The 25,356-nt window shown below is 61.9% G+C and carries 27 protein-coding genes; 12 read left to right on the top strand and 15 right to left on the bottom strand.

The features are described from left to right. Positions 1–10: 10 nt before the first annotated feature. From MOV61_RS02420 to MOV61_RS02410, 3 genes are all read right to left on the bottom strand, one after another. On the bottom strand, positions 11–463 hold the full coding sequence (locus MOV61_RS02420; protein WP_038546246.1) for a cytochrome c: 453 nt from the start codon (positions 461–463) through the stop codon (positions 11–13). Positions 464–722: 259 nt separating this feature from the next. After that, entirely contained in the window at positions 723–995 is a 273-nt protein-coding gene (locus tag MOV61_RS02415) for a cytochrome C oxidase subunit IV family protein (protein WP_038546243.1), read from the bottom strand. 9 nt (positions 996–1,004) lie between these two features. Next, positions 1,005–1,550 (bottom strand): cytochrome c oxidase subunit 3, encoded by a 546-nt coding sequence (locus MOV61_RS02410; RefSeq protein ID WP_247135406.1) that lies wholly within the window; start codon positions 1,548–1,550, stop codon positions 1,005–1,007. Positions 1,551–1,671: 121 nt separating this feature from the next. Here MOV61_RS02410 and MOV61_RS02405 point away from each other — a divergent pair, with 121 nt between their 5' ends. Further along, positions 1,672–1,827 carry a hypothetical protein gene (locus tag MOV61_RS02405; protein WP_167551678.1) on the top strand — a complete coding sequence of 52 codons (156 nt, stop codon included), beginning with the start codon at positions 1,672–1,674 and terminating at the stop codon, positions 1,825–1,827. Positions 1,828–1,903: 76 nt separating this feature from the next. Further along, entirely contained in the window at positions 1,904–2,521 is a 618-nt protein-coding gene (locus MOV61_RS02400) for an NnrU family protein (RefSeq protein WP_309493606.1), read from the top strand. A gap of 20 nt (positions 2,522–2,541) precedes the next feature. Here the strand turns inward: MOV61_RS02400 and MOV61_RS02395 are convergent, their stop codons facing one another. From MOV61_RS02395 to MOV61_RS02340, 12 genes are all read right to left on the bottom strand, one after another. Next, on the bottom strand, positions 2,542–3,477 hold the full coding sequence (locus MOV61_RS02395) for a U32 family peptidase (RefSeq protein ID WP_247135405.1): 936 nt from the start codon (positions 3,475–3,477) through the stop codon (positions 2,542–2,544). A 2-nt stretch (positions 3,478–3,479) separates the two neighbouring features. Continuing rightward, entirely contained in the window at positions 3,480–4,457 is a 978-nt protein-coding gene (locus MOV61_RS02390) for a peptidase U32 family protein (RefSeq protein WP_247135404.1), read from the bottom strand. Then, on the bottom strand, positions 4,448–4,957 hold the full coding sequence (locus tag MOV61_RS02385; RefSeq protein WP_247135403.1) for an SCP2 domain-containing protein: 510 nt from the start codon (positions 4,955–4,957) through the stop codon (positions 4,448–4,450). The genes MOV61_RS02390 and MOV61_RS02385 overlap by 10 nt, the downstream gene beginning before the upstream one ends. Positions 4,958–5,066: 109 nt before the next feature. Further along, complete coding sequence (locus tag MOV61_RS02380; RefSeq protein WP_247135402.1) at positions 5,067–5,342, bottom strand: DUF6522 family protein; 276 nt, start codon at positions 5,340–5,342, stop codon at positions 5,067–5,069. A 129-nt stretch (positions 5,343–5,471) separates the two neighbouring features. After that, positions 5,472–6,983 carry a UbiD family decarboxylase gene (locus MOV61_RS02375; protein WP_247135401.1) on the bottom strand — a complete coding sequence of 504 codons (1,512 nt, stop codon included), beginning with the start codon at positions 6,981–6,983 and terminating at the stop codon, positions 5,472–5,474. 72 nt (positions 6,984–7,055) lie between these two features. Then, positions 7,056–8,114 carry an ABC transporter ATP-binding protein gene (locus MOV61_RS02370; protein ID WP_046666284.1) on the bottom strand — a complete coding sequence of 353 codons (1,059 nt, stop codon included), beginning with the start codon at positions 8,112–8,114 and terminating at the stop codon, positions 7,056–7,058. 27 nt (positions 8,115–8,141) lie between these two features. Continuing rightward, entirely contained in the window at positions 8,142–9,008 is an 867-nt protein-coding gene (locus MOV61_RS02365; RefSeq protein ID WP_247135400.1) for a carbohydrate ABC transporter permease, read from the bottom strand. Next, on the bottom strand, positions 9,008–9,943 hold the full coding sequence (locus MOV61_RS02360) for a carbohydrate ABC transporter permease (protein WP_038546220.1): 936 nt from the start codon (positions 9,941–9,943) through the stop codon (positions 9,008–9,010). The genes MOV61_RS02365 and MOV61_RS02360 overlap by 1 nt, the downstream gene beginning before the upstream one ends. Beyond that, complete coding sequence (locus MOV61_RS02355) at positions 9,943–11,274, bottom strand: sugar ABC transporter substrate-binding protein (protein WP_247135399.1); 1,332 nt, start codon at positions 11,272–11,274, stop codon at positions 9,943–9,945. Before MOV61_RS02355 ends, MOV61_RS02360 begins: the two co-directional genes overlap by 1 nt. Before the next feature lie 50 nt (positions 11,275–11,324). Further along, on the bottom strand, positions 11,325–12,005 hold the full coding sequence (locus tag MOV61_RS02350) for a GntR family transcriptional regulator (RefSeq protein WP_247033579.1): 681 nt from the start codon (positions 12,003–12,005) through the stop codon (positions 11,325–11,327). Between the two features lie 5 nt (positions 12,006–12,010). Continuing rightward, complete coding sequence (locus tag MOV61_RS02345; RefSeq protein WP_247135398.1) at positions 12,011–12,889, bottom strand: dihydrodipicolinate synthase family protein; 879 nt, start codon at positions 12,887–12,889, stop codon at positions 12,011–12,013. Positions 12,890–13,114: 225 nt separating this feature from the next. After that, positions 13,115–13,864 carry a hypothetical protein gene (locus tag MOV61_RS02340; RefSeq protein ID WP_247135397.1) on the bottom strand — a complete coding sequence of 250 codons (750 nt, stop codon included), beginning with the start codon at positions 13,862–13,864 and terminating at the stop codon, positions 13,115–13,117. Positions 13,865–14,115: 251 nt separating this feature from the next. Here MOV61_RS02340 and MOV61_RS02335 point away from each other — a divergent pair, with 251 nt between their 5' ends. The 10 genes from MOV61_RS02335 (at position 14,116) to MOV61_RS02290 (ending at position 25,347) form a co-directional block, all read left to right on the top strand. Next, entirely contained in the window at positions 14,116–15,015 is a 900-nt protein-coding gene (locus MOV61_RS02335; RefSeq protein WP_247135396.1) for a dihydrodipicolinate synthase family protein, read from the top strand. A gap of 31 nt (positions 15,016–15,046) precedes the next feature. After that, entirely contained in the window at positions 15,047–15,730 is a 684-nt protein-coding gene (locus MOV61_RS02330) for a GntR family transcriptional regulator (RefSeq protein ID WP_038546205.1), read from the top strand. A gap of 213 nt (positions 15,731–15,943) precedes the next feature. Next, positions 15,944–17,038, top strand: a complete 1,095-nt coding sequence (locus MOV61_RS02325) for an ABC transporter ATP-binding protein (RefSeq protein WP_247135395.1) — start codon at positions 15,944–15,946, stop codon at positions 17,036–17,038. 31 nt (positions 17,039–17,069) lie between these two features. Next, a complete protein-coding gene (locus MOV61_RS02320) occupies positions 17,070–18,371 on the top strand; it encodes an extracellular solute-binding protein (RefSeq protein ID WP_247135394.1) in 1,302 nt (433 codons plus the stop codon). 10 nt (positions 18,372–18,381) lie between these two features. Beyond that, positions 18,382–19,284 carry a carbohydrate ABC transporter permease gene (locus MOV61_RS02315; protein WP_247135393.1) on the top strand — a complete coding sequence of 301 codons (903 nt, stop codon included), beginning with the start codon at positions 18,382–18,384 and terminating at the stop codon, positions 19,282–19,284. Beyond that, positions 19,281–20,213 carry a carbohydrate ABC transporter permease gene (locus tag MOV61_RS02310; RefSeq protein WP_247135392.1) on the top strand — a complete coding sequence of 311 codons (933 nt, stop codon included), beginning with the start codon at positions 19,281–19,283 and terminating at the stop codon, positions 20,211–20,213. The genes MOV61_RS02315 and MOV61_RS02310 overlap by 4 nt, the downstream gene beginning before the upstream one ends. A 44-nt stretch (positions 20,214–20,257) precedes the next feature. Further along, complete coding sequence (locus MOV61_RS02305) at positions 20,258–21,376, top strand: sialidase family protein (protein WP_408962339.1); 1,119 nt, start codon at positions 20,258–20,260, stop codon at positions 21,374–21,376. 369 nt (positions 21,377–21,745) lie between these two features. Then, a complete protein-coding gene (locus MOV61_RS02300; protein ID WP_247135390.1) occupies positions 21,746–23,350 on the top strand; it encodes an ABC transporter substrate-binding protein in 1,605 nt (534 codons plus the stop codon). A 73-nt stretch (positions 23,351–23,423) separates the two neighbouring features. After that, positions 23,424–24,440, top strand: a complete 1,017-nt coding sequence (locus MOV61_RS02295) for an ABC transporter permease (RefSeq protein ID WP_247135389.1) — start codon at positions 23,424–23,426, stop codon at positions 24,438–24,440. A gap of 22 nt (positions 24,441–24,462) precedes the next feature. After that, entirely contained in the window at positions 24,463–25,347 is an 885-nt protein-coding gene (locus tag MOV61_RS02290) for an ABC transporter permease (protein WP_408962342.1), read from the top strand. The last annotated feature ends 9 nt before the right edge of the window (positions 25,348–25,356 follow it).

Here is a 25,356-nt window from a genome sequence, read left to right as displayed (position 1 = left end):
TCCCGTGAGATCAGCCGGCGTCGTTCGGCGGCCAGTTCTGGGTCTTGATCCTGCTCGTCCATTCGAGGAAGTTGGCCAGGTCGTCGAGTTCCCGTTCCGTGAGGTTGAACTGCGGCATCTGCCGCCTGCCTTCGATGCCGCTCGGTTGTGCGGCCATCCAGGCCTTCAGCGTCGCGCGGGCGGTGTCCGGGTCGGTATCGCCGCCCCAGCGTTTCCACACATTGCCGAGCTCGGGGGCGAAATAGGCGCCTTCCCCGAGGATCGTATGGCAGTTGATACAGGCGTTCTTTTCCCAGACATGTTTGCCGCGCGCGACGGAATCCGTAAGCGTGCTTTCGTCCGTGGACGTGGTTCGCATGTAGTAGTGGCTGTGGGCGGTAAGCCCGAGAAAGATTACGAAGAAGAACGCGGAGCCGCCGTAAAAGACGTTACGAGCCCCGGTCTTTGTGAGGCGTTCTGCCATCCTCATGTCCCCTTTGTGCGGATGCCTTGCGGGTTGCTGCGGGGCCACATCCGCGAAAAGCGGACGACGACCCGTGAAGCTTCTATGAGGGGTTTTCCGGAGCCGCTCTTTGCGATTTACCAAACAAAAAAGCGTTGCCCTGCGGGGTCCGCTATTTTTTGAAAGGTAAGCGTTAGCTTTCCCGATGGCGCGCGGGCAACCATGGACCGGCCTGAGCTCAGGCAGGTGCCGGAGGGGAAAGTGCAGGTGAGAACTGAACCTAAAGAATGGCCATCAGTACGACCTTGCCCAGCGAGAGGGCAGAGAAGAAGATAGGCCAGATCATCAGCGCACGGGCCAGATTGGGTCGCATCCCCCGCAGGTCCATGAAGTCGAGCACGATGAGCCGTATCTTTGCAATGGCCATGAGGAGGATGACGGCAAGTGCCGCTGCCGGTATCACCTCATGCTTCCATTGTGCAGCGATCAATGCGCCGACGATGCCGAGCATCATCACCCAATTGGCGCTGCCGAAGAGTTTCGAACCGTCCATTCCGGCCTCCTAGCTCAGGTAGATCAGTGGAAACATTACCAGCCAGACGATGTCGATGACGTGCCAGATGGTCGTCAGCGTGACGATCGTCGAACGTTCCAGCCTGATCGCCGCCAATACGAAGAGGACGGCAACAAACGCGACATGGGCGAGGTGGAAGCCGGTGATGAGAAAGTAGAGTTCGAAGAAGCTCTGCAGGTTCTCGTCCCCTGCCGCCGCCCATTCGGAACTGTATTCGGTCAATTTGAGAGCGACGAAGAGCAAACCCAGGAATGCTGCGCCGAGCAGGAACAGGCGCTGCCGGCGAGGTTTTCCCTGGGATCTGGCGGCAAGCGCCGCTTGCCAGCTGCTCGCCAGCAGCACGACTGTATTGAGCCCCGCCAGCCGCGGTGCGAGGTGGAGCTTTGCGAGCGCAAAACTTTCCGGATGCAGCATGGACGTGACGACATAGCCGGTCAGCAGGATACCGAAAGCCGCAAGCTCGCCCCAGACGAGCACCCAGAGAAGAAGGTCGCCACCTTCATCCCTCTCTTCGCTGGTCGAGATCGCCGCCATTCCGAAACCTCCGGTATTCTTCCGTCCCGGAAAATGGAGGCAATACAGATCCGGCTCTTTGTCATATCGCAAAGAAACGGCAGATAGAGAGGTTAGGATGACGGCAAACCAAGGATTTGCCATGTCTGATGCACAAGTCGGCCTTCTGATGGCCGCCCCGATCATTGTCATATTCGCCATCGCCCTGAAACGGATGGGTGTCCTGCAGGGCTACAGCTCGCTGGCGGCGGTCGTCTTTTCCGTCGCCATCGCGGGCGTTCTCTTCTGGCAACAGTAGCGGCCGTGCCATGCTGCGGTTTCTGCTGGCGTTCATAGCCTTCATCGCCCTGCATTCCTAGCCCGCAGTCCCGAAGATTCGCGGCGCGCTGATCGGATGGATGGGGCATGGAAGCTATATCGCCGCCTATTCGACCATCTCGACCGCGGCTCTGGCCTGGCTCTTCCTGTCCGCTATGAGCCTCGATTACGTGGAAATCTGGCAACCGAGGCCGTGGCAGGCCTGGCCTGCCTTCGTACTTTCACCGATCGGGCTTTTCCTGGTCCTTGCCGGTCTCTTCAGCCGCAATCCCTTCTCGATTTCCTTCCGCAAGGGAGGCGAGCCGGATGCGATCGTGGCCGTCACGCGCCATCCGGTTCTCTGGGGTTTTCTTTGCTGGTCGGTCGGGCACATTCCTCCAAACGGAGATCTGCGTTCGCTGCTTCTGTTCGGCGGCTTCGCCGCCTTTTCCGCCGGCGGCTTGTTCATGCTCGAAAAGAGGGCACGTCGATCGCTGGGGCCAACTTGGCCGACGGCCTCGTCGCAGACTTCCGTCATTCCGTTCGCAGCGGCGATAAATAGTAAGGCTGTAATTACATTTGACATGCCGATGGCCGCCGCCATGTTTTGCACGACTGCGTTGCTCGTCTGGCTTCTCGGTGGGGGACATGCGGCTTTGGTGGGCGCGGATCCGCTTCTGTTTCTTGGCGCCTGATCGCCTCGCAAGGCAAGTGCTCAAGCTCGACCATGGGCCGTGTCGCGGGCACGCGCGGCCCATGCCGCGCCTTCGCGGGCATGATGAAAACCGTTCGACAAAGCAGCGGTGGGATAGATTTCGCGCAGCAGCATGATCGCCTCGTCCGCGTCCAATGCGTTATCGAGCACGGCGCGGTAGAGCTTTGCGACCTCCACCATGTCGCAGTCCTGCGGCGACAGGCGGATCGCCGAGATGCCGCATGCGGCGAGGCTGGCGAGTTCGCCCAGCAGGGCCTGGCAGGTGTGAGACACGGTCTGCACGCCGTTGAGGGCGAGGAAGGATTGCCGGTCAAGGGTCTTCACCGGCAGGCCGTCGGGATCTTCGCCGCAGACGAACTGGCAATTGTCCTTGATCTTGCCCTTGGATCTCGCATGAGCGCATCGCGCCGAGATGGCAAGCGGCATGCGGCCGAAGGCGAAGACCTCGAATGCGATTGTGGGCGCGTCGGCAACGATCTTCTCGACCGACGTGAAAGGCAATTCCGGCGGCAGGCAGATGCTGGTCGCTCCCCGGTCGGCGAGCAATCTGGCCGTCGGCGCGTTGTAGACGTTGACCAATGGGCCGATGCTGTGGGGCCTGCCGTTCAGCAGTCCGAGGGCGGAAAGGTCGTTGGCCTCGATTGCATGTTCGCTGTCGGCGACGAGATCGCGGATCTGCCGGCTCTCGCGCTCCAGAGTGACGAGCGACAGCGTCGAGAGGACTACGGTCTTGCCCGCGGTTTCCAACCTCTCGATCACCTCGGCGATATGCGGTTCGATGAAATGCTGCCGCTTGGAACAGACGGTTTCGCCAATCACCACACGGTCTACCGGCGTTTCGTCGGCGATGCGAAAATGGAAATCGCGCCATTTGGGGCCGTCCCAGAGATAATAGACGGGTCCCATCGTCAGGGAGGGCGAAGTGGTGCGGTGCATGCTCATCTCCAGCGCTTCTCGTAGGCACCCGACGTGGTCTTCTGGCCTTCGCTGAGGCCACGCAGGCGCATCAGCAGCGCTTTTCGTTGCTCCGGTCCGGCCGACAGGGCCTTTTTCAGGGTCGAAACCACTTCGGCGACATAGGCCTTGCCGCGCTGGCGGCCTTCGATCTTCAGGGCGCTGACGCCCGCTGCCGAAAGCGCGTCGATCTCGCCCATGACATCCAGGGAAACCGGATCCTCGAATGCATAGGCGGGGCTGTCGGCGATATCGAAACGACCCTTGCACAGGGTGGGGTAACCGGCCGCTTCGCCGGCTGGGAAGCGGTTGATCGTGTAGTCGCCGAGTTCGGACACCAGTTCCGTGCCTTCCTGGCGATAACGCACATGGCTTGCCGGCGAGCAGACGCCGTTCATGTTGGGCGACTTCCCCGTCGCGTAGGAGGAGAGCGAACAGCGGCCCTCGGCCATGACGCAGAGCCCGCCGAAGACGAAGACCTCGATCTCGCAGCGGATCTGCGGCGCGATGCGGGCGATGTCGGCAATGGTGAGCGTTCGCGGCAGGACGATACGCTTGGCATGGAAGGCATCGACGAGGAAGTTGATCGCGTCGACGTTCGAGGCGGAGGCCTGGACCGAGACATGCAGCCGCTGCTCGGGATAACGTTCGGCCACATGTGCCATAAGCCCGAAATCGGCAAGGATCACCGCATCGACCCCAAGAGCAACGGCATCGGCGGCGGCGCGGTACCAGATCTCCTCGTCTCCGGCGCGCATGAAGGTGTTGAGGGCGACGAAGGTCTGGGTGCCATGCCGGCGGGCATAGGCGATCGCCTCGCGCAATTCCTCGCGGCTGAAATTGAGGCCGGGAAAATTGCGAGCGTTGGTTTCGTCGCGGAAGCCGCAATAGACGGCGTCGGCTCCTGCATCGACGGCCTCGCGAAAGGCCGCCGGCGTTCCGGCCGGGCAGATCAGTTCCATCGGGAAGTCTCGCAGTTCAGTGCGCGGCGGCGGATATCCCGGCCCACCTTTCCGAAGAGGGGCGCGAGAGGGCCGGCAAGCCTCGACAGGTCGCGGGGCAGATCGATGTCGGCGCCATCGAGCGCATTGCGCATCGCAAGCATGGCTTCCATATCGCCGGTGACGGAGAGATCGCGAGAGAAGAACAGCGCGTCGGCATCGCAGCGGCCTTCGAGCAGGGCAAGCAGCAGGAAAAGCGGCCCTTCGACGGAGGCATCGGCGAGGTCCTGCATCGCTGATTTCCGGATGACGCGGATGGATGGCCCGGCCGGTTCCACGATGAAGGCGAGCGGCAGGTCGCTCGGAAGAAAAGCAAAGCGTTTCGCCTTGTACTCGCCCAGCCGCTCGAACAGGTCGGGATGTTCTTTCAGGACGCGCTGAAACAGCAGTCCTGTCGCCCGCTCGATCGCGGCAAGTGGCATGTAGGCCAAGGGGATGGCGAGTGCGCGGGGAAATTCCATATTCATGCGTCCTGCTGAAATGCAGGCACAGGCTATCGGTTGCGGGAGCGGCCGTGCTTGAGCCAGCGCAAAGAGGAGCGATGGTTCTTTGAAAGGCCCGCGATCGGCGTCAGAATCCGCCGGATCGGCCTCTCCCACGAACGAAGGTCACGGCCTCGTTCTGAACCTCGCCTTCGTTGTTGAGGACGGCGCGCCAGACACGGTTTCCGAGACGGACGCTCAGGCGGGACGTTCCGATATCCTCGGCTTCGCCACGCTCGACCGTGCTTGTCACGAGACCCTGGCGGATTCTCTGCCGGAAATCGTCGCGAGACAGCCCGAACCGACCGGCAATCTCGCCGGATTCCAGGATGAAGTCGCCGTTCGGGTCGCGTTCGATATGCATCGCTCTTCCTCAAATCGACGGTGTTGCGGCAAGCTTTGCCGGTTCAACGCCTTTTTATGTTCTACGACACTGGTTGAAATCTTGGAAAGCCGTCTGCCGATAATGGTTTCGTCGCAAGTGTCCGGCCGGTCATGACGAGGTCCCGTCGAGACCGAGCGATGGCCATATCCGGTCGACCTTCTCGATGATTTCGGGGGACATTTCGAGAACCCGACCCCATTCCCGAGTCGTCTCGGAGCCGATCTTGGTCGTGGCATCCAGCCCCAGCTTGCCGCCGAGGCCCGGCCGCGGAGAGGCGAAGTCGAGGTAGTCGATCGGCGTGTTGTCGGCGGCCATAAGGTCGCGGCCGGCATCGAAACGGGTGGAAATCGCCCACATGATGTCCGGCCAGCTTCGCACATCGATGTCCGGATCGACCACGATGATCAGCTTGGTGTAGCTGAACTGCGGCAGCATCGACCACAGGCCCATCATGATGCGTCGGGCATGGCCCGGATATCGCTTGTCGATAGACACCACCATGGTTCGATAGGAGCAGGCCTCCGGTGGCAGCCAAAGATCCCTGATCTCCGGGAACTGGCGCCTGACCAGCGGGATGAAGATCTCGTTCATGGCTTCGCCCAGCCTGGACGGCTCGTCCGGCGGTCGTCCGGTATAGGTGGAGAGATAAACCGGATTGCGGCGCATCGTGATCGCCGAAAGGGAGAGGACCGGGAAGCTCTCGACGGCGTTGTAATAGCCGGTGTGATCGCCATAAGGTCCTTCGTCCGCCATCTCCGTAGCGGAAATCGTGCCCTCGAGCACGATCTCCGCCTCCGCGGGAACGGGGAGCGGTACGGAAAACGCAGGCGCAACCGCCTGACGCTTGCCTTTCAGGACGCCGGCGAAATTCAGCTCGCTCATTTTGTCCGGCAGCGGCATGACGGCCGCGAGGATTGTCGCCGGGTCGGCGCCGACGACCACTGCCACCGGCATGTCCCGGCCGAGCGCCTGCCACATCCTGTGGTGTCTAGCGCCGCCACGATGAGCGAGCCAGCGCATGATCAGCCGGTCCTTGCCGAGCTTCTGCATCCGGTAGACGCCGACATTGACATCCGCCGGATCGTCCGGCGCCTGGGTGATCACCAGCGGCCAGGTCACGAGAGGGGCTGGCTCGCCGGGCCAGCAGGACTGGATCGGCAGCCGGTCGAGATCGATATCGGCACCTTGCCAGACGATCTCCTGACAGGAGGGGTGCGAAACCGAACGGGGGTTCAGCGAGAGCGCCGCCCTTAGCTGCGGAAGTTTTCGCCATGCGTCGAGCATTGATCTCGGCGGCCGCGGCTCGCGCAATTCGCTCAGGAAATCGGCAAGGCGTGAGATGCCGCCGGCTCCGAGCCCGAGGCCCCACTCTATTCTCTCGCGGGTTCCGAACAGGTTGGCAAGCAGCGGAATTGCCAGGGTATTGCCACAGGCATCGACCGGCTTTTCGAAGAGCAGCGCCGGTCCTTCTTCCATAAGGACCCGGCGGTGGATCTCGGTGATCTCATGGACCAGCGAAACGGGCTGCGAAATCCGCTTCAGCCGCCCCCTGCTTTCCAGAAGGGCTACGAAATCCTGGAGATTGGCGTAGTGGCGGGGAATTGTGGCATCTGCTTTCATGCCCCCAGATTGAGAAGAAAAAAGCGGCTGTCTTTGCGCTTGCGCAAATGGTTAGGCGCCGCCAACTCTCACTCAGAGCCTGTGGCCCGTCGCCTTGTCGAAGAGATGAACCTGCTTCGCGTCGATCGAGATACCGACCGTGTCGCCGAACCTGACATCGATGCGCTCGCGGAAAAGGCAGGAGAGTTGCTCGCCGCCGCAATCGAGCTTGGCGAAGATTTCCGAGCCGGTGCCTTCGACGATCGCCGCGCGGCCCTGGATGCCCTGATCGCTGGCGCGGATGTGTTCCGGCCTGATGCCGTAGACGAGCGGGCGGCCGCCAGCCTTCGCCGGCGAGACTTCGGCCGGAAGAGGCAGGATCAGCCCCTTTTCGGTGCGGAAAACGCCTTCCTCGATCTTGCCGTCCAGAAAGTTCATGGCCGGCGAACCGATGAAGCCGGCAACGAAAAGGTTGGCCGGCCGGTCGTAGAGTTCCAGCGGAGCGCCGACCTGCTCGATATTGCCGTCGTGCAAGACGACGATCTTGTCGGCCATGGTCATGGCCTCGATCTGGTCATGCGTCACGTAGATTGTCGTCGTGCCGATGCGCTGGTGCATCGCCTTGATCTCGCTGCGCATCACCACGCGCAGTTTGGCGTCGAGGTTCGAGAGGGGCTCGTCGAAAAGAAACACCTGCGGATTGCGGACGATTGCCCGGCCCATGGCGACGCGCTGGCGCTGGCCGCCCGAAAGCTGGCGGGGGTAGCGTTGAAGCAGGTTTTCCAGGCCGAGGATTGCCGCGGCCTTCTTCACGCGCTCGGCGGTATCAGCGGGGTTCGCCCGCTTGAGCTTCAGCGCGAAGCCCATGTTGTCCTCCACCGTCATATGCGGATAGAGCGCGTAGTTCTGGAACACCATGGCAATGTCGCGGTCGCGGGCCGGCAGGTTGCTGACTTCGCGGGCGCCGATGCGGATCTCGCCGCCGCTGACCTCTTCGAGGCCGGCGACCATGCGCAGCAGCGTGGACTTGCCGCAGCCCGACGGACCGACGAGAACCACGAACTCCCCGTCGGCGATATCGACGCTCAGGTCCTGGATGACGTTGACCGCGCCGAAGCGCTTCTGGATGTTGTGAAGGGTGACGGTTGCCATGAAATTCGATCCTGTTTGTGAGCCTGCTCAGCCGCCCTTGACCGCGCCGGCCGTCAGGCCTGCGACGATCTGCTTCTGGGCGAATAGGGTGAGTACCAGCACGGGGAGGGTGACGATCAGCGCGGCCGCGGCGAGCGGTCCCCAGCTGACCTGTTCGAAGGAAAGCATGTTGTAGACGGCAACGGGCAGCGTCCGCGTGGTGCGGCTTGCGAGAACGATGCCGAAGACGAAGTTGTTCCAGGAGAAGATGAGCGCCAGGATGAAGGCGACGACGATGCCGGGCTTGGCGATCGGCAGAGCCACGAGGCGGAATACCTGCCAGGGCGTTGCGCCATCGATGCTGGCAGCCTCCTCTAATTCCATCGGCGTCGTCTCGAAATAACCGATCATGATCCACACGACGATCGGCACGGTGACGACCAGATGGATGATGATCTGGGGCAAGAGCGTGCCGAGCAGGTTCAGCCACTGGAACAGGAGGAAGAGCGGAATGAGGAACGAAAGGCCGGGCGTCATGCGGGCGATCATGATGACGATCGCTGCCTTCTCAGCCTTCAACCGGGCGATACCGTATCCCGCCGGCACGCCAATGATGAGCGCCAGCAGTGTCGCGGCCCCCGTCACCAGCACGGAGTTCCAGAAATACAGGAAGAAATTGTTCTCGCGGAACACCTGCACATAATTCGACCAGGCGAAGTTTTCCGGGATGAGGATCGGCGGATAGGCGCCGTTGTCGATCTCGTATTTGAGCGACAGCGAGATCATCCAGAGGAAGAACAGCACCACCGGCGACACCATGACCAGGGCTGCGAACAGCAGGCCGATGCGATCGAGCGTCTTACGTCTGACGAGCGGGCGTTTGTTGAGGGGGCGTTCGACGAGGGCGTGTTCCATCAGCGCGTCTCCATGTCCGACCAGTTTGCCCGTGCGCGCACCATCATCAGCGCGAAAGAGAGCGCGATGATGATGACGAAGAAGACGACCGCCATCGCCGAGCCGTAGCCGATGTCGTAATAGGAGAAGGCGGTGTTATAGAGGTAGATATTGATCGTCTCGGACGCTGTGCCCGGTCCCCCTTGCGTCATCGCGTAGATGATGTCGAAGCTCTTGATCGCGTCGATCGAGCGGATGATGACGCCGATCATCAGGAAGGGCGCGATCATCGGGAGCGTCAGGTAGCGGAATTTCTGCCAGGCGTTGGCACCGTCGATCTCGGCGCTCTCATAAGGTTCGCGGGGAAGTGAGGCGAGGCCGCCGAGCACGATCAGCATGATCAGCGGCGTCCATTGCCAGGTCTCGACGAGGACCAGCGATGGAATGACGCTGTAGCGGTTATAGATCCATTCCTGCGGGCCGATGCCCACCAGCGACAGCAGATAGTTGAGGACGCCCAGCTGCGGATGGAACATCATGGTCCAGACGAGGGCGATGGCGACCGGGGTCGCCATCATCGGCATGACGAAGACGCCGCGCAGGAAGCCCCTCCCCGGAAATTGAGCATCGAAGATCAGCGCCGCGAGCGTGCCGAGGAAAAGCGGCGCCACGACCGCCAGCACCGTGAAGATCAGCGTGTGCCAGAGCGATTCCCAGAAGCGGAAATCGGTCGCAAGCCGGATGTAGTTGTCCAGTCCGGCGAAGGTCTGCGCCTGTCCCAGCGTCCAGCTGTTGACGCTCATCCAGAGGGTGAAAACCCAGGGGAAGACGATGACCGCGCCGATGACGACCAGGGCGGGAACGACGAAAGGCCAATAGTTGGGAGCAAGCCGGCTCGGCTTGCTCCTCTTGTTACCGGTTTCCGTCCGTGCTGTTTCGATGCTCACGGAGGCCATTATCCCTCGCTCTTGGCAAGCACCGGTTCGAACTGCGCCGTTGCCGTCTTGAGTTCGGTTGCCGGGTCGGCGCCGCCGATCATGTTGGTCAGGCCGACACCGTAGATGTCGCGGAATTCCGTAACCGGGATGATGACCGGCAGCGCAAGCTGCGAGACCTTGCCGGAAGCGGCGACCGCATCCACCCATGCGCTGGGCATTGTGACGCCCTTGCGGACTTCCGCATCGGCAAGGATCGACTGGCGGAAGGGAACGCCGGCGCCGGCCTGCAGCAGGCGTGCGCCCATCTCCTTGGAGATGACCCACTGGCAGAACAGATAGGCCGCTTCCTTCTTCTGGCTGGCTGCGGTGACGCCGATGCCGTCGCCGAAGGTGGCGGCTGCCTGCGCCTTCGGTCCCTTCGGCATGACGCCGTAGCCGACCTTGCCGACGACACGGGACTTCTGCGGGTCTTCGAGCGGCGGAGCGAAGCCGACGCCGTCCAGCCACATGCCGATCTTGCCCTGCAGGAAGGCAGACTGGGCTTCCGCCCAGTTGAAGCCGGAGACCCCGACGGGGGCCGCCTTGGTCATCAGGCGCTGGTAGAGTTTGGCGGCCTCGACGGCTTCATCGGAGGTCGTGCGCAGCTTGCCGTCAGGCCCAAGCGCCGTCGCGCCGTAGCCGAGCATCAGCGCCGTCCACACCGGAACGTTGGCGTTCTTCAGGCCGCGGGCGACGAAGCCGTAGGTATTGGTGGTCTTGTCGGTCAGCGCTTCGGCCGCCGCCGCCATCTCATCGAAGGTCTTCGGGTAGGCGAGACCCTTTTTCTGGAAGAGTTCCTTGTTCCAGTAGATGATCCAGTAGTCGACCGAGAAGGGCAGGGAGCGCAGCTTGCCGTCCTTGTCCTTGGCAAAGGTGAGGCCGGCTTCGGCGAAATCGCTTTCAGTCAGCGACGGGTCGGTGAGCGTCGGATCCTTCAGGAGGCCGCTGATATCGGCAAGCCAGCCGCCCTTTTCGAACTGGCGCTTCTGGACATGGTAGCTCAGGTGGATGACGTCGAAGCTCGGCTTGCCGGACGAGAGCTCGATCGTCGCCTTCTGGCGCTGCTGCTGTTCCGGGGTGGCTTCGGCATTGACCTTGATGCCGGTCAGCGTTTCGAACTCGGCCAGGTACTTGATGATGGTGTCGCTGCGCGGGCTTTTGACGAGGTTCACTTCCAGCGTAGTGCCGGCGAAGCGCTTCCAGTCGACGGCGGCCGATGCCGGGCGCGAACCGACCAGTCCGGCGGCACCAAGCGCCGCCGAGCCGGCCAGGAAGCTGCGGCGGGTGGGATTCCAGAACGAAGATGACATGCTATTCCTCCTCCTAATGCGCCGGATACCCTTGTCTCCGGCTTCTTTTTCTAAAGTCTGATCGCGCGATCCCTCGCGTGATTGATATGGGCGACGAGTGCCGCGACCGCTTCCTCCACGGAGCGCCGCTCGATCGCTTCGAGCACTTTCAGATGCTCGCTCATGACGGGCCCGACACGGCCGTCGATGCGGAACCGCTCCTGCCTGATCAGCCGCATCTTGATGGAATTCACCCGGTAGACGTTTGAAATGATGGTGTTGCCGAGCGCATCGATGAAGGCGTCGTGCATGCCCCAGTCGACCGCCTGCGCATGCAGCTCCAGCTCACGGCTGTCGTTGCCGCCCTGGATCGCCTCCAGGATTTCACGATGCTCCTTCAAAAGCCTGGCGATTGCCTGGTCCGGGGCCGATTGGGTGAACAGTGCAACGGCTTCCTTTTCCAGGAAGACGCGAAGCTGGAAGGCTTCACGGATGAGGTTGAGGTCGATATGGGCGATCTGCAGCCCGCGTTGCGGCACGGTCTTGATCAGTCCCTCGGCCTCCAGCCGCGGAACGAGTTCACGGATGGCGCCAAGCGTCAGGCCGGTCAGTTCCACCAGCCGGCGCTGCGAGACGAACTGGCCCGGGCGTACGTCACGGGCCAGAAGGTGGCGCGTGAAGCTCTCGTAGGCCTTCTCCCTCAGCGTCGGCTGTTCCTCGACCTGGCTTTCCGTGGGACGCCCCTGATCCATGGCTTTCAGGCAGCCTCCGAACGGAACAGAGCGTCGAAGGCAGATGCCAACAGGCGCTGGCCTTCATCAGCGATCCGAAGAAGCGGCGGCCGCACCGTCAGCCACGACGGGTCGTTCGAAAGATGGGCGATCATCACCTTCACCGCCGGAATGACGGGATATTTCAGCAATTCCACGACGAGATCGACGACCCGCTGATCGTCCTCGCCATCCACGGCCATGCGCCGAACTTCGCGTGGGGCGAAATTCGCGACGCCGGATATCGCACCCTGCCCGCCGAGACGTACGCCTTGAGCCAGATGCCGCTCGTCACCGATCAGGATGATGAGGTCGCCATGTTCCTTGAGCAGCTTTTCGGTAAAGGCCCATTCTCCGCCGGAATCCTTCACCCCGGTGACAATGCCGGGAAACGCCTGGCGAAGCCGGCCAATCAGCGCGTGGCTCAGCGGCACCATCGTGACCGATGGAATGTGGTAGACGATGATGTCACGGGCCTTGTCGCCCAGCAGGGCGAATACGGTGGAGAACCAGCCGAACAGGCCTTCGTCGCTGACATTCTTGAAATAGGAGGGCGGGGCCAGAAGAATGTTGCGCGCGCCCTTGGATAGCGCCTGTGCGGCCTGTTCCGCGGCGTCCGCCGCCGCGTCTACGAGAACACCCGCTACGATCTGGCGCGGCGCGATGCCGCCCGAAATCATGGCGGCGAGCACCTTTTCCCGTTCGCCGTTGCCGATCGAGGCGCCTTCGCCGGTGGTGCCGAAAACCGTAACGCTGTCGCAACCGGCATCGAGGCTGCGGCGAGCTTGGGCGACCATCGCGTCGAGCACGATCTTGCCGTCTTTGTCAAAAGGGGTCGCGAGTGCGACAGAGAGCCCGAAACGCATGTTAGACTATTTATCCTCCCAGTGTTGTCGCGACGCTCGCACACTAACATGTTAGAAGTCAATCAGGCAATTTGATTGAAATTGAGGTGCGGGCGCTTGCGTAGATCGAACGGCTCTACCGAGCGCGATCACGCAAGCTGCACTTGGCCTATGCCGCAGATGTTGACCTCGATATCGAGCTTGCGCGCGAGAGCTGCTTTTGATCGAAAAAGGCCGAAATTGGCGTCAGCGCAGGTCGAGGACGAACCGCTGTCCGCCCATGTTGACTTCGATCCTGCCCGGTTCCGCGACCGGGATCAGTCCGCACAATGTGCCCGTCGTCATCACCTGTCCCGCCTTGAGCATGGAGAAGGAGGAGAGCTGGTCCTGGTTCGCCAGCACGACCATGGTCTTGAGCGGATCGCCGTCGGAATGCGCCGCGGGCTTGTCGAAGCCGGACTGTCCGTCGATGAAAACCGACAGCTGACCGATCGATGCGCCTTCGTCCAGCAGGCTCCGGTCCAGCGACGGCCCGAGGAGATAACCGACATTGCTCATCATGTCGGCGGCGGCGAGGGCCGGATCGCCCCGGGAGCCGCCCTGGTAACGGCTGCGGAGAAGCTCAACGCCGATCCGCACCGAGCCGATCGCGTCGACGATATCCTGGCGCGTCACATCGCCGTTGCGGGCCACAACATCCTTGTCGAGCGCGAAGGCCAGTTCCACCTCCAGCGAGATGCCCGGCTGATGGTCATGGCGGGTTTCTTCGTTGACGAACAGAAGCGGTGCGCTCTGGCAGAAATCGCCCTTCAGGGTGAGCTTGGCGCCCTTGAACGGCTGGCCGAGCGCCCGAAACACGTCCGTCTGCACCGCATAGGCATCCGCCAGCGGCAGCCCGAGAAAGGGCTCCGGATCAAGCACGGTCCTCGACAGGATGGCATTGCGAATGGCACTCGCGAGGCGGGCGGGGAGGGTGTCGGCAGGCATGTCCGGCATAGGTTCAGTTTCCTTGGTTTGAGGTGGAAGCCCAGGGGCATTCGCAATTAGTACCAATAGCCGAGCTTTCAAGCATCCCAATAAAATCAATGGATTTTGCACGCTTCAGAATATGCCGACGGCAATTGCGCATTCGTTCCTCCATCGCCAGTCCCTCCCGCAACATGCCGCAGCCTGTGACTGATGTAAATATATATTTGACGACTGATACCTACACTGATTATATCAGTTCTATAACGAGGGCCCCGTTTATGTCGAATGTTGCACTGAAAGGCATTGTTGCCGCTTCCGTCACACCGGTGACGGCCGATTTCCGTATCGATACCGTCCGTCTGAAGGCGCATATCGATTATCTCCTGGCAAATGGCTGCAGCTTCATCTCGACGTTCGGCACCACGGGCGAGGGCGCGTCCTTTTCGACCGCTCAGAAGGTCGAAGCTTTGAAAACCCTGAAAGCGGACGGGGTGGAGATGGGCCGTCAGCTGCCGGCGATCATGACGCCGAGTTTCGACGACGCGGTAACCTCGCTGATTGCCTATGGAGAGCTCGGCTGTCGCGCCGCGCTCGTCCTGCCGCCCTTCTATTACGGAGCGAGCGAGGACGGCGTTGCGGCGTTCTTCGATGCACTGATCGAGCGGACCAAGGCGCATACGGAAATCGCTCTCGTGCTCTACAACATCCCGCAGCTCAGCCGGGTCCGCTTCACGCAGCCGCTGATTGCGGCTCTGCTGCGCAGGCACGGCAGCCGCATCGCCGGGATCAAGGATTCGACCGGGGATCTCGACAACGGGTTGATGCTGGTGAAGTCCTTCCCGGAGCTTGCCGTCTTTACGGGCGACGACCGGGTTCTGCCCACGCTCGTCAAGGCCGGGGGCGCCGGCATGATCGGCGGCATGCCGAACGTCTTTACCCGCGATCTGAGGGCGCTTTACGACAATCCCGACGATGCCGGCCTTCTGGCGAAGCAGTCGCGGCGCATCGAGGCAGTGGATGCTTACGGATCGCTCGTTGCCCTCAAGGCGGCTCTTGCCCATTATCGCAACGACGAAAGTCTGGCATATGCGGTGCCGCCTCTGGTTGCTCTCAACCAGTGCGATCGTGCTATGCTCATTGAATTATTCGAGCGGACGGGTTATCGCGCCGCTGCTTGACCCGCCCGGTGCCGCCGGCGATAGGAGACAGATGAGCGTACTTACTGCACCGCCCGGCACTGGACAGCCAGACCTTCGCTCGGTCAAACAGGTCGCCTATGAGCGGTTTCGCGAGGCGCTGTTCGATGGCCGGCTCCGGCCCGGCCAGTTCGTGTCCCAGCGGGAACTCGTCGCCCTTCTCGGCCTTTCCATCGGCGCTCTGCGCGAACTCCTGCCGCGCCTGCAATATGAAGGCCTGCTGGTCGTCATGCCGCAGCGAGGCATCCAGATCACCCAGATCGACCTCTCGATCATCCGCCAGGCTTTCCAGGTGCGCATGGCGCTGGAGCGCGAGGCCGTGCTGACGGCCGTCAGGCGGATGCCCGACGTTATCCTCGATGAACAGGCCAGGCTTCACCAGTCGATCCTCGACGAGGTCCGCAACGCTCCCTCGCCGGATGTCTTCGAACGTGGCCAGAAGGTCGACGACGGATTTCACAACCTTCTCGTCGATTCGACCCAGAACGATCTGCTGATCCAGGCCTATGCGGTCAACGCGATCCGCATGCGGCTTATCAAGCTCGACAGGATCAGCCTTTCCGAGCAGGTCCTGCCGCCGGCCTTCGCCGATCATCTGGCGATCATCGACGCCATCAAATCCCGCGATCCGCATGCGGCAGGCGATGCCATCGACCGCCACATCATGCATGCCCGTGAACGGGCGATCGAGTTCTGATCACCTTCCACTTTATTTTATCGGCGTTTTGCCTTGGCCATCATACATCTTGGTGGCCGATCTCCATATGTGCGCCCCTCTTAATGTATAACTGATCATATCAGTTTTCATAGAAGTTGTCGAACAACATGTTTACAGGTTCGAATTTTTGTTGCATGGTAAAGCTGTCAGTCATCTGACGCTTTGGGAGAGGCAATTCAGGGAGGACCGAGCTTGGCGCGGCTGGAGCTATCCAACGTTTCGAAAAGCTACGGGGCATTCGACGCCATCACGGACGTATCGCTTGCCATCGAGGACGGAGAATTCGCGGTTTTCGTCGGCCCGTCCGGTTGCGGCAAGTCCACGCTGCTGCGCCTGATCGCGGGGCTCGATCCGATCAGCGACGGCGCCATCAGAATCGGTCCGGATGACGTGACCCGCCGGCCCGCAGGTACGCGGAGCGTGGCGATGGTGTTCCAGTCCTACGCGCTCTATCCGCATATGAGCGTCTACGACAACATCGCCTTTCCGCTGCAGATGGAGCGCCGTTCGAAGGGCGACATCCGCCAGCAGGTCGAAAAGGCCGCCGGCACGGTGCAGCTTTCCACCCGGCTGAAGGACAAGCCGTCGAAGCTTTCGGGCGGCCAGCGGCAGCGCGTCGCGATCGCCCGAGCCATCGTTCGCAAGCCGAAAATATTTCTGATGGACGAGCCGCTTTCCAATCTCGACGCGGCGTTGCGCATTGAGATGCGCACCGAACTCACCCAGCTCCATAAGGAGCTCGGCGCCACCATGGTCTACGTCACCCATGACCAGCTGGAGGCCATGACCATGGCCGACCGGATCGTGGTGTTGAACGGCGGCCGCGTCGAGCAGGTCGGCAGGCCGATGGACCTCTATCACAATCCGGTCAATCGTTTCGTCGCGGGCTTCATCGGCAGTCCGCCGATGAACATGTTGCGTGGCAAGGTGAAGGCGATCGAGAGCGAATATTATTCCTTCGAAGCCAACGGCATCGGGACGATCGTGATCGACGGACTGGCAAAGCGCCTCAAGATCGGCGAGGAGGTCGTCCTCGGTATTCGTCCGGAATTCCTGGCGCCGCATCCGGCCGGCAGCGAGCCGCTGGTGAAGATCGGCGTCGTGCCGCGATCGGTCGAGAGGCTGGGTGCCCAGACGATCGTTCACAGCGCGATCGAGGGTCAGAATTTCACCTGCGTGTTTGCTGGCGACCAGGTCGTCGAGCCGGGCCTGGCGCTGAACGTCTATTGCGACGCGGCGAACATCCACGTCTTTGACGCCGCGGGGATTACGGTCAGCAGAAACTAAATCGTCGTCGATAAATCGGGAGGAGTTTACGATGAAGAATGATGTCATGCATTCCATGAAGCCCACACGCCGTGCATTTCTGTCGGGCACCGCTGCTGGTCTCGCCAGCCTGCCGATCCTGATGTCGGCTTCCGGCCGGGCGCTTGCGGCCGACCAGCAACTGGTTTTCTGGTCTCAGCTCGCAGGCAGCAAGAAGGCCGCCGGCGAAGCGCTCGAAGCCGCTTTCAAGACCGCCCATGCGGAAGTCGCGCTGCAATCCAGCCTTTATGCCGAACCGTCGCAGCTTAATGAAAAGATGCTGACGGCGATCAACGGCAATACCGGCCCTGACCTGATCGTTCAGCACTGGGACTACAATCTCACCTATGCTTCCGGCAAGAAGCTTGTCGAACTCGGCAAGGCGCTTCCGAATGTGAAGACGGCCGATCTGGACCCCTCGCTGCTCGCCTACGGCCGTGCCGACGGCGGCCAGTATTCCATGCCGCTCTACGGCACCTCGCGCGGTCTTGGCATCAATCGCAAGCTCATCAGCGAAGCAGGCCTCAACCCGGACAAGGGGCCGCAGAACTGGGCCGAACTTCGCGAATGGGCAAAGGCCGTCACCAAGCGCCCCGGCGGCGGCATGCTGCAGGTGTCCGGCATCCAGCTCTACCAGAACGACCTCGAGGCCTTCGAACTCTTCACGCTGCTGCTGCAGGGGGCGGGCGGTTCGCTGCTGACGGCGGATCTGTCGGCGCCGGGTTTTGCCGGTCCGGAAGGCATCAAGGCGCTGACCTTCCTGCAAGACCTCGTCGTCACCGATAAGATCACCGACGCGGGTTTCGGCGTCGGCCCCGGCGGCATGGCGAACCCGTTCAACCAGGGACGCGCCGCGATGCTGATCGCGGGCAACTACTCCACTAATAACGCATTGAAGGCCGGCGTCGAATTCGACGTCGTTCCCTTCCCGAAGGAAAGCGGCGGGTTCACATCGCTTGTCGATCCCTTCTGCTTCGCCGTCCGGGCAGGCGCGCCGAACCAGGAAGCGGCTCTCAAGCTCGTCGAGTTTGCGATGTCGCCCGAACAGCAGATCGCCTTCGCGGTCGCCAGCAAGAACGTGCCGGCGCTGAAGTCCGCCCAGCAGAACAAGGACGTGCAGGCCGACCCCTATCTTTCCAAGTTCATCAAGACCGCGAGCTACGCCCCGCCGACCGCGCCCGCAACGCCGGTATTCCCGCGCATGATGACGCTCGTCGCGCGTGGCGTTCAGGAAGTCATTTTCCAGAAAAACACGCCCGACAAGGCGCTGAAGGCGGCCGCGGACGAAGTGCAGACATTGCTCAAAAAGAGCTGAGGAGTGGGTGATGGCGCTTCAGAACTCGACATCCAGGCCGATCAAAACGGTCAGTTTTCATCAGAACTGGAGCGCCTACGCATTCCTCGCGCCCGCGCTCGTCATCCTCTTCCTGTCGCTGCTGCTGCCGGCAGTGGCGACGCTGTTGATGAGCTTTACCGACGTCTCTTTCCTGAAGCCGACGAGTTTCGTCGGCTTCGACAACTATATCAAGCTGTTCAATGACGCCCGCTTTCAGCAGGCGGTCGGCAACACGATCCATTATACGGTGGGCGTAACCTTCCCGACCATGGTGCTCGGCCTGCTGGCAGCGGTCGCGCTCAATCAAAAAGTGCCGGGGCGCATGGCTTTCCGGACGATCTTCTACCTGCCGGTTCTGACCTCGCTGATCGCGGCCGCCGTCGTCTGGGCCTATGTCTATGAGCCCTATGCCGGGCCGCTGAACGGTGTCCTGACCCGGGTCGGCCTGCCGCCGCAGCCGTGGCTTCAGAACCCCAGCCTTGCAATGAATTCGCTGATCATCATGGCGATCTGGCGCGACTTCGGCACCGCGATGATCATCTATCTGGCGGGTCTTCAGGATATCCCGAACGACCTCTACGAAGCTGCGCGCCTCGATGGCGCCAAGGGCAAGGATATCTTCCTGCGTATCACCGTGCCGATGCTGAGTTCCGTCACCTTCTACCTGCTGATCATCCTGATCGTGCAGACCTTCCAGGTGTTCGGCGCAATTTATGTGATGACGCAGGGCGGGCCGCTCGGCTCGACGGAAACCGTCGTCTACCAGATGTACCAGACGGCCTTCGGTTATACCGAGTTCGGTTATAGCGCGGCCATGTCGACCATACTCTTCCTGACCATCCTGGTGTTCTCGATCATCGGGACCCGGATCATGCGGAGGAAAGACGCATGACCGACCTTGCACAGCCCGCCGCGATGGAACGACAGATCATGGCCCGCCGCCGTGGCCGGGAGTTCCCGCGCTTCGACGTGATGAACGTCATCGGTTACCTGCTGCTGCTGTTTGCAGCGCTCGCCACCGTGATGCCTTTCCTCTGGATGGTCTCGACCTCGTTCAAGGGCGACCAGGAAATCTTCCGGTTTCCCCCGAGTTTCGTTCCGGACGGTCTGCGATGGCAGAACTATCTTGACGCCATGGCGTCGCCGGATGCCGGCCGGCAGCTGGTGAACAGCCTGATCTACGCGTTGGGCTCGACCATTTCGAACCTCATCTTCTGCTCGCTGGCCGGTTACGCGCTTGCCCGCATGCAGTTTTCCGGCCGCAACCTGATTTTCGCGCTGGTCGTCGGCCTGCTGATGGTGCCGGCGCAGAGCCAGATCGTTCCCGTTTTCCTGATCGTCCAGAAGATCCCCTTCGCCGGCGGCAACGACTGGCTCGGCAATGGCGGCACCGGCCTTCTCAATACCTATTGGGGCATGATCCTGCCGACTGCGGCGACACCTTTCGGCATTTTCATGATGCGGCAGTTCTTCACCCGCATCCCGATGGAATACGAGGAATCCGCCAAGCTCGACGGTGCGTCTCCGTTCACAATCTTCCGGCGCATCCTGCTGCCGCTGGCCCGGCCGTCGCTCGCCGTGCTTGGCGTCTTGAGCTTTCAGAGCGCCTGGAACGACTTCGTCTGGCCGCTTATCCTCAACTCGCACCGGGAGATGGCCACCCTGCAGATCGGCCTGCAGCTGCTGCAGAGCGGGCCGGATGCACGCTGGAACGTCGTCATGGCGATGGCGACGCTCATCACCCTGCCGGTCATCATCGTCTACCTGCTGGCGCAGCGGCATGTGATCGACGGCGCCGTGACCAGCGGCGTCAAGGGTTGATCGATCAATCAAGAGATGAATGAGCCGCTCCGGCGGCAAGGAGGATGCCTGTGGCCAAGTCAGATCAGACCAAGAACGTGGAAGTCTACCGCAAACCGGGCGAATTTGCTGCATGGCCGGCGAATTACGGCCTGTGGCTCTGGGGCGAGGAAGCGGTGACGATTTTTGTCCAGGGTTTTCGCGGCGAGGCGGAAAACCTGCATGCGCGCGACAAAACCCGGCCGTTCATTCCGGTGCAGGCCCGCAGCATGGATGGCGGCGAGACCTGGACGATCGAGCGGTTCAACGCCTTCGTGCCCGGCAGCCAGACGCTTTCCGGCGACGAGCATGTCCTGCCCGAACTCGAAGCGCAGCCGAAGATCGACATTGACCGGGATCTTCGCCCGCTCGACCAGCCGATCGATTTCACCGATCCTGAAACGATCGTGATGTGCGCCCGCACCGGCCTGCTGGGTGGCGCGATCAGCTGGTTCTATGTCAGCAACGACCGGGCGCGGACGTGGCGCGGTCCCTATCGGCTCGGCGATTTCGGCCTGCCGGGCATTTCGGCGCGCACCGACATCGTGCCGCTCGGCAAGCATGACGCACTCTTCCTGTTGAGCGCCGCCAAGCCGAACGGCAAGGAAGGCCAGGTCTTCTGCGTCCGCACCCGCGACGGCGGCAAGACTTTCAGCTTCGAAAGCTTCGTCGGAGAGGAGCCGGAGGGTTTTGCGATCATGCCGGCGTCGATCCGGCTGAAGGACGGCAAGGTGCTGACGCTGGTGCGTTGCTCGACGGCAAGCCGCGGCCCCGACCGCAAAGCGTGGATCGAGGCCTATACCTCCGGCGACGAGGGCAAGACCTGGGAATTGATCGGCCGGCCGGTGCCGAATACGGGTTACGCCGGCAATCCGCCGACCCTCAACCGGTTGAAGGATGGCCGGCTGGCGCTGGTGTTCGGTTATCGCGACGCGCCTTTTGGCCTGCGCGCCCGGGTGAGTTCCGACGAGGGCAAGACCTGGAGCGAGGATATCATCATCCGCGACGACGGCGGCATGTCCGATCTCGGTTATCCGCGTACGGTCGTCAGAGCGGATGGGAAGCTGCTGAGCGTCTATTATTACAACTACGGCAGCGATCAGGAGCGCTTCATCGCCGCCTCGATTTTCGACATGGCCGGCTGATCAGCCGCGCGGCGACCGGCAGGACAATCGCATATGAGATGCGAGGCGGCGCGGCAGTCTTAACCCTCCCCCTTGTGGGGAGGGTGGCCGGCAGGCGGGAGGGGTTTTGATCCGGGGCGAAGACCCCTCCCCAATCCCTCCCCACAAGGGGGAGGGGCTCCACGCGCCGCCGCACGCTCCATTTGCGATTGCCCTGCGGTTCTTCAGAAAGCAGATTCGGAAAACATGTCTGGTGCCTGCCCTCAGCCGCTCCGCCAGGAGTCGGTGAACGCGGCATTTTGGATTGACACGTGTCGTAAGACATCATATCTCTTGGGTCGCTATTATCTATCTGCCGGGAGGAGACCGGCAACCCAAGGGAGGACGGCCATGAAGCCGCTATTGAGAATAGTGGGACCGGTATTGCTCGGTTCCACCCTGCTTTTCCAGCCTGCCCACGCCGAAACCCCGCCGAATATGCTGGTTGTCGGCTTCTCGATGACCAATATCCTGACGCTCGATCCCGCTGCCATTACCGGCAAGGAGACCGTACAGGTTCTCACAAACATATATGATAACCTGGTGGCGCTCGATGCTGTCAATCGCGCTCAGGTCGATCCGCAGCTGGCGGAAAGCTGGACGATCGCCGATGACAACGGCTCGATCACCTTCAAGCTGCGCAAGGGGGCGACCTTCGCTTCCGGAAACCCGGTCACTTCGGCGGATGTGATCTGGTCCTTCAAGCGCCTGATGAAGCTCAACCTTGCCCAGGCGTCGTTCCTGAAGACCCACGGTTTCTCCGCGGCCAATGCCGACGCAAGCTTCACCGCTTCGGACGACGGCACGGTTGTCATCAAGCTGCCGAAGAAGGTCGACCCGCAGATCATCGTGCAGACGCTCGGAATTGTCGGCCCAGGCTCCATCCTCGACATGAAGGCGGTGATGGAGCACGACAAGAACGGCGATATGGGTGCCGCCTGGCTCACCAACAACTCCGCCGGCTCCGGTCCGTTCACGCTCGGCCAGTGGCAGTCGAACGAGCGCGTCACGCTCGAGCAGAACCCGAAATATTGGGGCGAAAAACCGGCCATGCGCCGGATCATGATGCGCCATCTGGCGGAATCGCAGAGCCAGCGGCTGATGCTCGAAAAGGGCGATATCGACATTGCCTATTCCATGTCGGCGGCCGACCTGAAGGCTCTGGAAGCCAACAAGGACGTCAAGATCCAGACGAATGGCGGCAGCGGCTTCTATTATCTCGCCGTCTCCATGAAGGACGAGAAATTCCAGAAGCCGAAGGTTCGCGAGGCGCTGCGTTACCTGATCGACTACCAGGGCCTCAATGACAGCGTGCTGCCCTATTTCGGCAAGCTGCGCGATCGTCCGGTTCCGGCGGGCATTTTCGGCGCCCTGCCGAATGCCGGCTACAAGCTCGATGTCGCAAAGGCCAAGGCGCTTCTTGCCGAGGCGGGTTATCCGAACGGCTTCTCGACAACGCTGCGCGCCATTTCCGACGTGCCGTTCATGAGCCTTGCGACCGCCATCCAGGCGACGCTGGCGCAGGCCGGCATCAAGGCCGAGATCGTCACCGGCTCCGGCGACCAGATCTACGGCGCGATGCGCGAACGCAAATATGAGCTTGTCGTCGGCCGTGGCGGTGGCGGCCAGCTGCCGCATCCGGACTCGAACTTCCGCGCCATCGTCTACAATCCCAACAATGCGGATGAGGCGAAGCTGACGAATTTCCAGGGCTGGCGCACGTCCTTCTATGATGAAAAGATCAACAAGATGATCGATGACGCGCTCGTCGAAGGCAACAAGGACAAGCAGATCAAGGAATACCAGGACATCCAGACCTATTACGCGGAGATGGTGCCGGCGATCCAGCCCTTCTCGGAAGTGGTCGACAGCGTCGGTTTCCGGGCCGACATCAAGGGTCTCGAACTGAACCCGTCCTGGTCGACCCAGCTTCGCACCGTCAAGAAAGAACGATAATCGTCGGCTGCCGCGGCGTGGGCCCTGTGGCCCGGCAGCGCCGCGGCGTCCGGATCGATGTTGAGGAAGCCCCATGAACAACGAGCGTCTCACCGCTTTCACGCGGCAGGCCGGCACCATATTGGCAACCCTACTCGGCTTGCTGATCCTGACCTTCTGCATCGGACGGCTGATGCCCGTCGATCCGGTCCGCGCCATCGTCGGCGAAGAGGCCGACCAGGCCACATACAACATGGTCGCGGAACGGATCGGCGCCAACCTTCCTCTCTACCAGCAGTTTTTCCGGTACGTGAACGATTTGGCTCATGGCGATTTCGGGACGTCGATCCGGACAGGGCAGCCGGTCATCAACGACATCCTGCATGTCATGCCGGCAACGATCGAGCTTGCCACTTTCGCAATCATCGTCGGGGCGGGCCTCGGCATTCCGCTCGGCATTCTGGCCGCCGTGCGCCGTAACCGGCCGGTCGACCACATCATCCGCTTCCTCACCCTCATCGGCCATTCCATGCCGATCTTCTGGACCGGCATGATCGGCCTGATCATCTTCTATGCGGCGCTGGATCTGGTCGGCGGCGGTGGCCGCCTGTCGGATTATTACATCGGCCTCGTGCCGGAAACGACCGGCTTCCTGCTGGTCGACTCGATCATCGCCGGCGACTGGGAGGTCTTGCGGGATGCGGTCAACCATCTGCTGCTGCCGGCGAGCATCCTCGGTTATTCGTCGATGGCCTATATCACCCGCATGACACGCAGTTTCATGCTGGACCAGCTGAACCAGGAATACGTGACCACGGCGCGGGTGAAGGGGCTGTCGAAGGGCCGCACCATCTGGCACCACGCGTTCGCGAATATCCGGGTGCAGCTGGTGACGATCGTGGCGCTCGCCTATGGCAGCCTGCTGGAAGGGGCGGTGCTCATCGAGACCGTGTTCTCCTGGCCGGGCTTCGGCCAATACATCACCAACAACATGCTGATCGGCGACATGAACGCGGTGATGACCTGCGTGCTGCTGGTCGGCATCATCTTCATTGCGCTCAACCTGCTTTCCGACGCGCTTTACAAGATCTTCGATCCGAGGACGCGGTGACATGGCAGCTCAATCTCTCGACATGCAGGACGTGGCCATGAACGGTACTCGCTCAAACCCAAATTCGGCCTTCCGCCGGCTGCTGGCCGTCATCCGCGAGCTTCTCGGCAACCCGTCTTCGGGCTTCGGCCTCGTGGTCATCACCATTCTGGTGCTGACGGCGATCGTCGCGCCGCTGATCGCGCCCTACGACCCGAATGTCATCGATCTCGGCAACACGCTGAAGCCGCCGAGCGCCGAGCACTGGTTCGGGACCGACGAACTCGGCCGCGACATCATGAGCCGCATCATCTACGGCACGCGCATCAGCCTGACGATCATCACCATCGTGTCGGTCATCGTCGGCCCGATCGGGCTGCTGGTCGGCACGACGGCCGGTTATTTCGGCGGCTGGTACGACACGATCATGATGCGGATCACCGATATCTTCCTGTCCTTCCCGAGCCTCATCCTGTCGCTCGCCTTCGTGGCAGCCCTCGGTGCCGGCCTCGAAAATGCGATCATCGCCATCGGACTGACCACCTGGCCGCCGATCGCCCGCCTCGCACGCGCCGAAACGCTGACCTTCCGCGGCGCCGACTACATCTCGGCCTCGCGCATGCAGGGCGCGTCGTCACTGCGCATCATCATCAAATCGATCATGCCGATGTGCCTGCCTTCTGTTCTGGTGCGCATCACGCTTTCGATGGCGACCGTCATCCTGACGGCGGCCGGCCTCGGTTTCCTCGGGCTCGGAGCGCAGCCGCCGCTGCCGGAATGGGGGGCGATGATCGCCACCGGCCGGCGCTACATGCTGGACAACTGGTGGCTAGTCGCCTTCCCGGGCGGCGCCATCCTGCTTGTCAGCCTTGCCTTCAACCTTCTCGGCGACGGCCTGCGCGACGCGCTGGATCCGAAACAGCGTTAGGATTTTCCC

It is taken from the genome of Neorhizobium sp. BETTINA12A (assembly GCF_023006485.1).
Lineage (GTDB): Bacteria > Pseudomonadota > Alphaproteobacteria > Rhizobiales > Rhizobiaceae > Neorhizobium.
This window is presented reverse-complemented; position numbering and strand designations above follow the sequence as displayed.

Excerpts from the sequence above, each read along its gene's own strand:
- MOV61_RS02420 (WP_038546246.1), bottom strand. The coding sequence starts at position 463 with ATGGCAGAACGCCTCACAAAGACCGGGGCTCGTAACGTCTTTTACGGC.
- MOV61_RS02415 (WP_038546243.1), bottom strand. The coding sequence starts at position 995 with ATGGACGGTTCGAAACTCTTCGGCAGCGCCAATTGGGTGATGATGCTC.
- MOV61_RS02410 (WP_247135406.1), bottom strand. The coding sequence starts at position 1,550 with ATGGCGGCGATCTCGACCAGCGAAGAGAGGGATGAAGGTGGCGACCTT.
- MOV61_RS02405 (WP_167551678.1), top strand. The coding sequence starts at position 1,672 with ATGTCTGATGCACAAGTCGGCCTTCTGATGGCCGCCCCGATCATTGTC.
- MOV61_RS02395 (WP_247135405.1), bottom strand. The coding sequence starts at position 3,477 with ATGCACCGCACCACTTCGCCCTCCCTGACGATGGGACCCGTCTATTAT.
- MOV61_RS02390 (WP_247135404.1), bottom strand. The coding sequence starts at position 4,457 with ATGGAACTGATCTGCCCGGCCGGAACGCCGGCGGCCTTTCGCGAGGCC.
- MOV61_RS02385 (WP_247135403.1), bottom strand. The coding sequence starts at position 4,957 with ATGGAATTTCCCCGCGCACTCGCCATCCCCTTGGCCTACATGCCACTT.
- MOV61_RS02380 (WP_247135402.1), bottom strand. The coding sequence starts at position 5,342 with ATGCATATCGAACGCGACCCGAACGGCGACTTCATCCTGGAATCCGGC.
- MOV61_RS02375 (WP_247135401.1), bottom strand. The coding sequence starts at position 6,983 with ATGAAAGCAGATGCCACAATTCCCCGCCACTACGCCAATCTCCAGGAT.
- MOV61_RS02370 (WP_046666284.1), bottom strand. The coding sequence starts at position 8,114 with ATGGCAACCGTCACCCTTCACAACATCCAGAAGCGCTTCGGCGCGGTC.
- MOV61_RS02365 (WP_247135400.1), bottom strand. The coding sequence starts at position 9,008 with ATGGAACACGCCCTCGTCGAACGCCCCCTCAACAAACGCCCGCTCGTC.
- MOV61_RS02360 (WP_038546220.1), bottom strand. The coding sequence starts at position 9,943 with ATGGCCTCCGTGAGCATCGAAACAGCACGGACGGAAACCGGTAACAAG.
- MOV61_RS02355 (WP_247135399.1), bottom strand. The coding sequence starts at position 11,274 with ATGTCATCTTCGTTCTGGAATCCCACCCGCCGCAGCTTCCTGGCCGGC.
- MOV61_RS02350 (WP_247033579.1), bottom strand. The coding sequence starts at position 12,005 with ATGGATCAGGGGCGTCCCACGGAAAGCCAGGTCGAGGAACAGCCGACG.
- MOV61_RS02345 (WP_247135398.1), bottom strand. The coding sequence starts at position 12,889 with ATGCGTTTCGGGCTCTCTGTCGCACTCGCGACCCCTTTTGACAAAGAC.
- MOV61_RS02340 (WP_247135397.1), bottom strand. The coding sequence starts at position 13,864 with ATGCCGGACATGCCTGCCGACACCCTCCCCGCCCGCCTCGCGAGTGCC.
- MOV61_RS02335 (WP_247135396.1), top strand. The coding sequence starts at position 14,116 with ATGTCGAATGTTGCACTGAAAGGCATTGTTGCCGCTTCCGTCACACCG.
- MOV61_RS02330 (WP_038546205.1), top strand. The coding sequence starts at position 15,047 with ATGAGCGTACTTACTGCACCGCCCGGCACTGGACAGCCAGACCTTCGC.
- MOV61_RS02320 (WP_247135394.1), top strand. The coding sequence starts at position 17,070 with ATGAAGAATGATGTCATGCATTCCATGAAGCCCACACGCCGTGCATTT.
- MOV61_RS02315 (WP_247135393.1), top strand. The coding sequence starts at position 18,382 with ATGGCGCTTCAGAACTCGACATCCAGGCCGATCAAAACGGTCAGTTTT.
- MOV61_RS02310 (WP_247135392.1), top strand. The coding sequence starts at position 19,281 with ATGACCGACCTTGCACAGCCCGCCGCGATGGAACGACAGATCATGGCC.
- MOV61_RS02305 (WP_408962339.1), top strand. The coding sequence starts at position 20,258 with ATGCCTGTGGCCAAGTCAGATCAGACCAAGAACGTGGAAGTCTACCGC.
- MOV61_RS02300 (WP_247135390.1), top strand. The coding sequence starts at position 21,746 with ATGAAGCCGCTATTGAGAATAGTGGGACCGGTATTGCTCGGTTCCACC.
- MOV61_RS02295 (WP_247135389.1), top strand. The coding sequence starts at position 23,424 with ATGAACAACGAGCGTCTCACCGCTTTCACGCGGCAGGCCGGCACCATA.
- MOV61_RS02290 (WP_408962342.1), top strand. The coding sequence starts at position 24,463 with ATGCAGGACGTGGCCATGAACGGTACTCGCTCAAACCCAAATTCGGCC.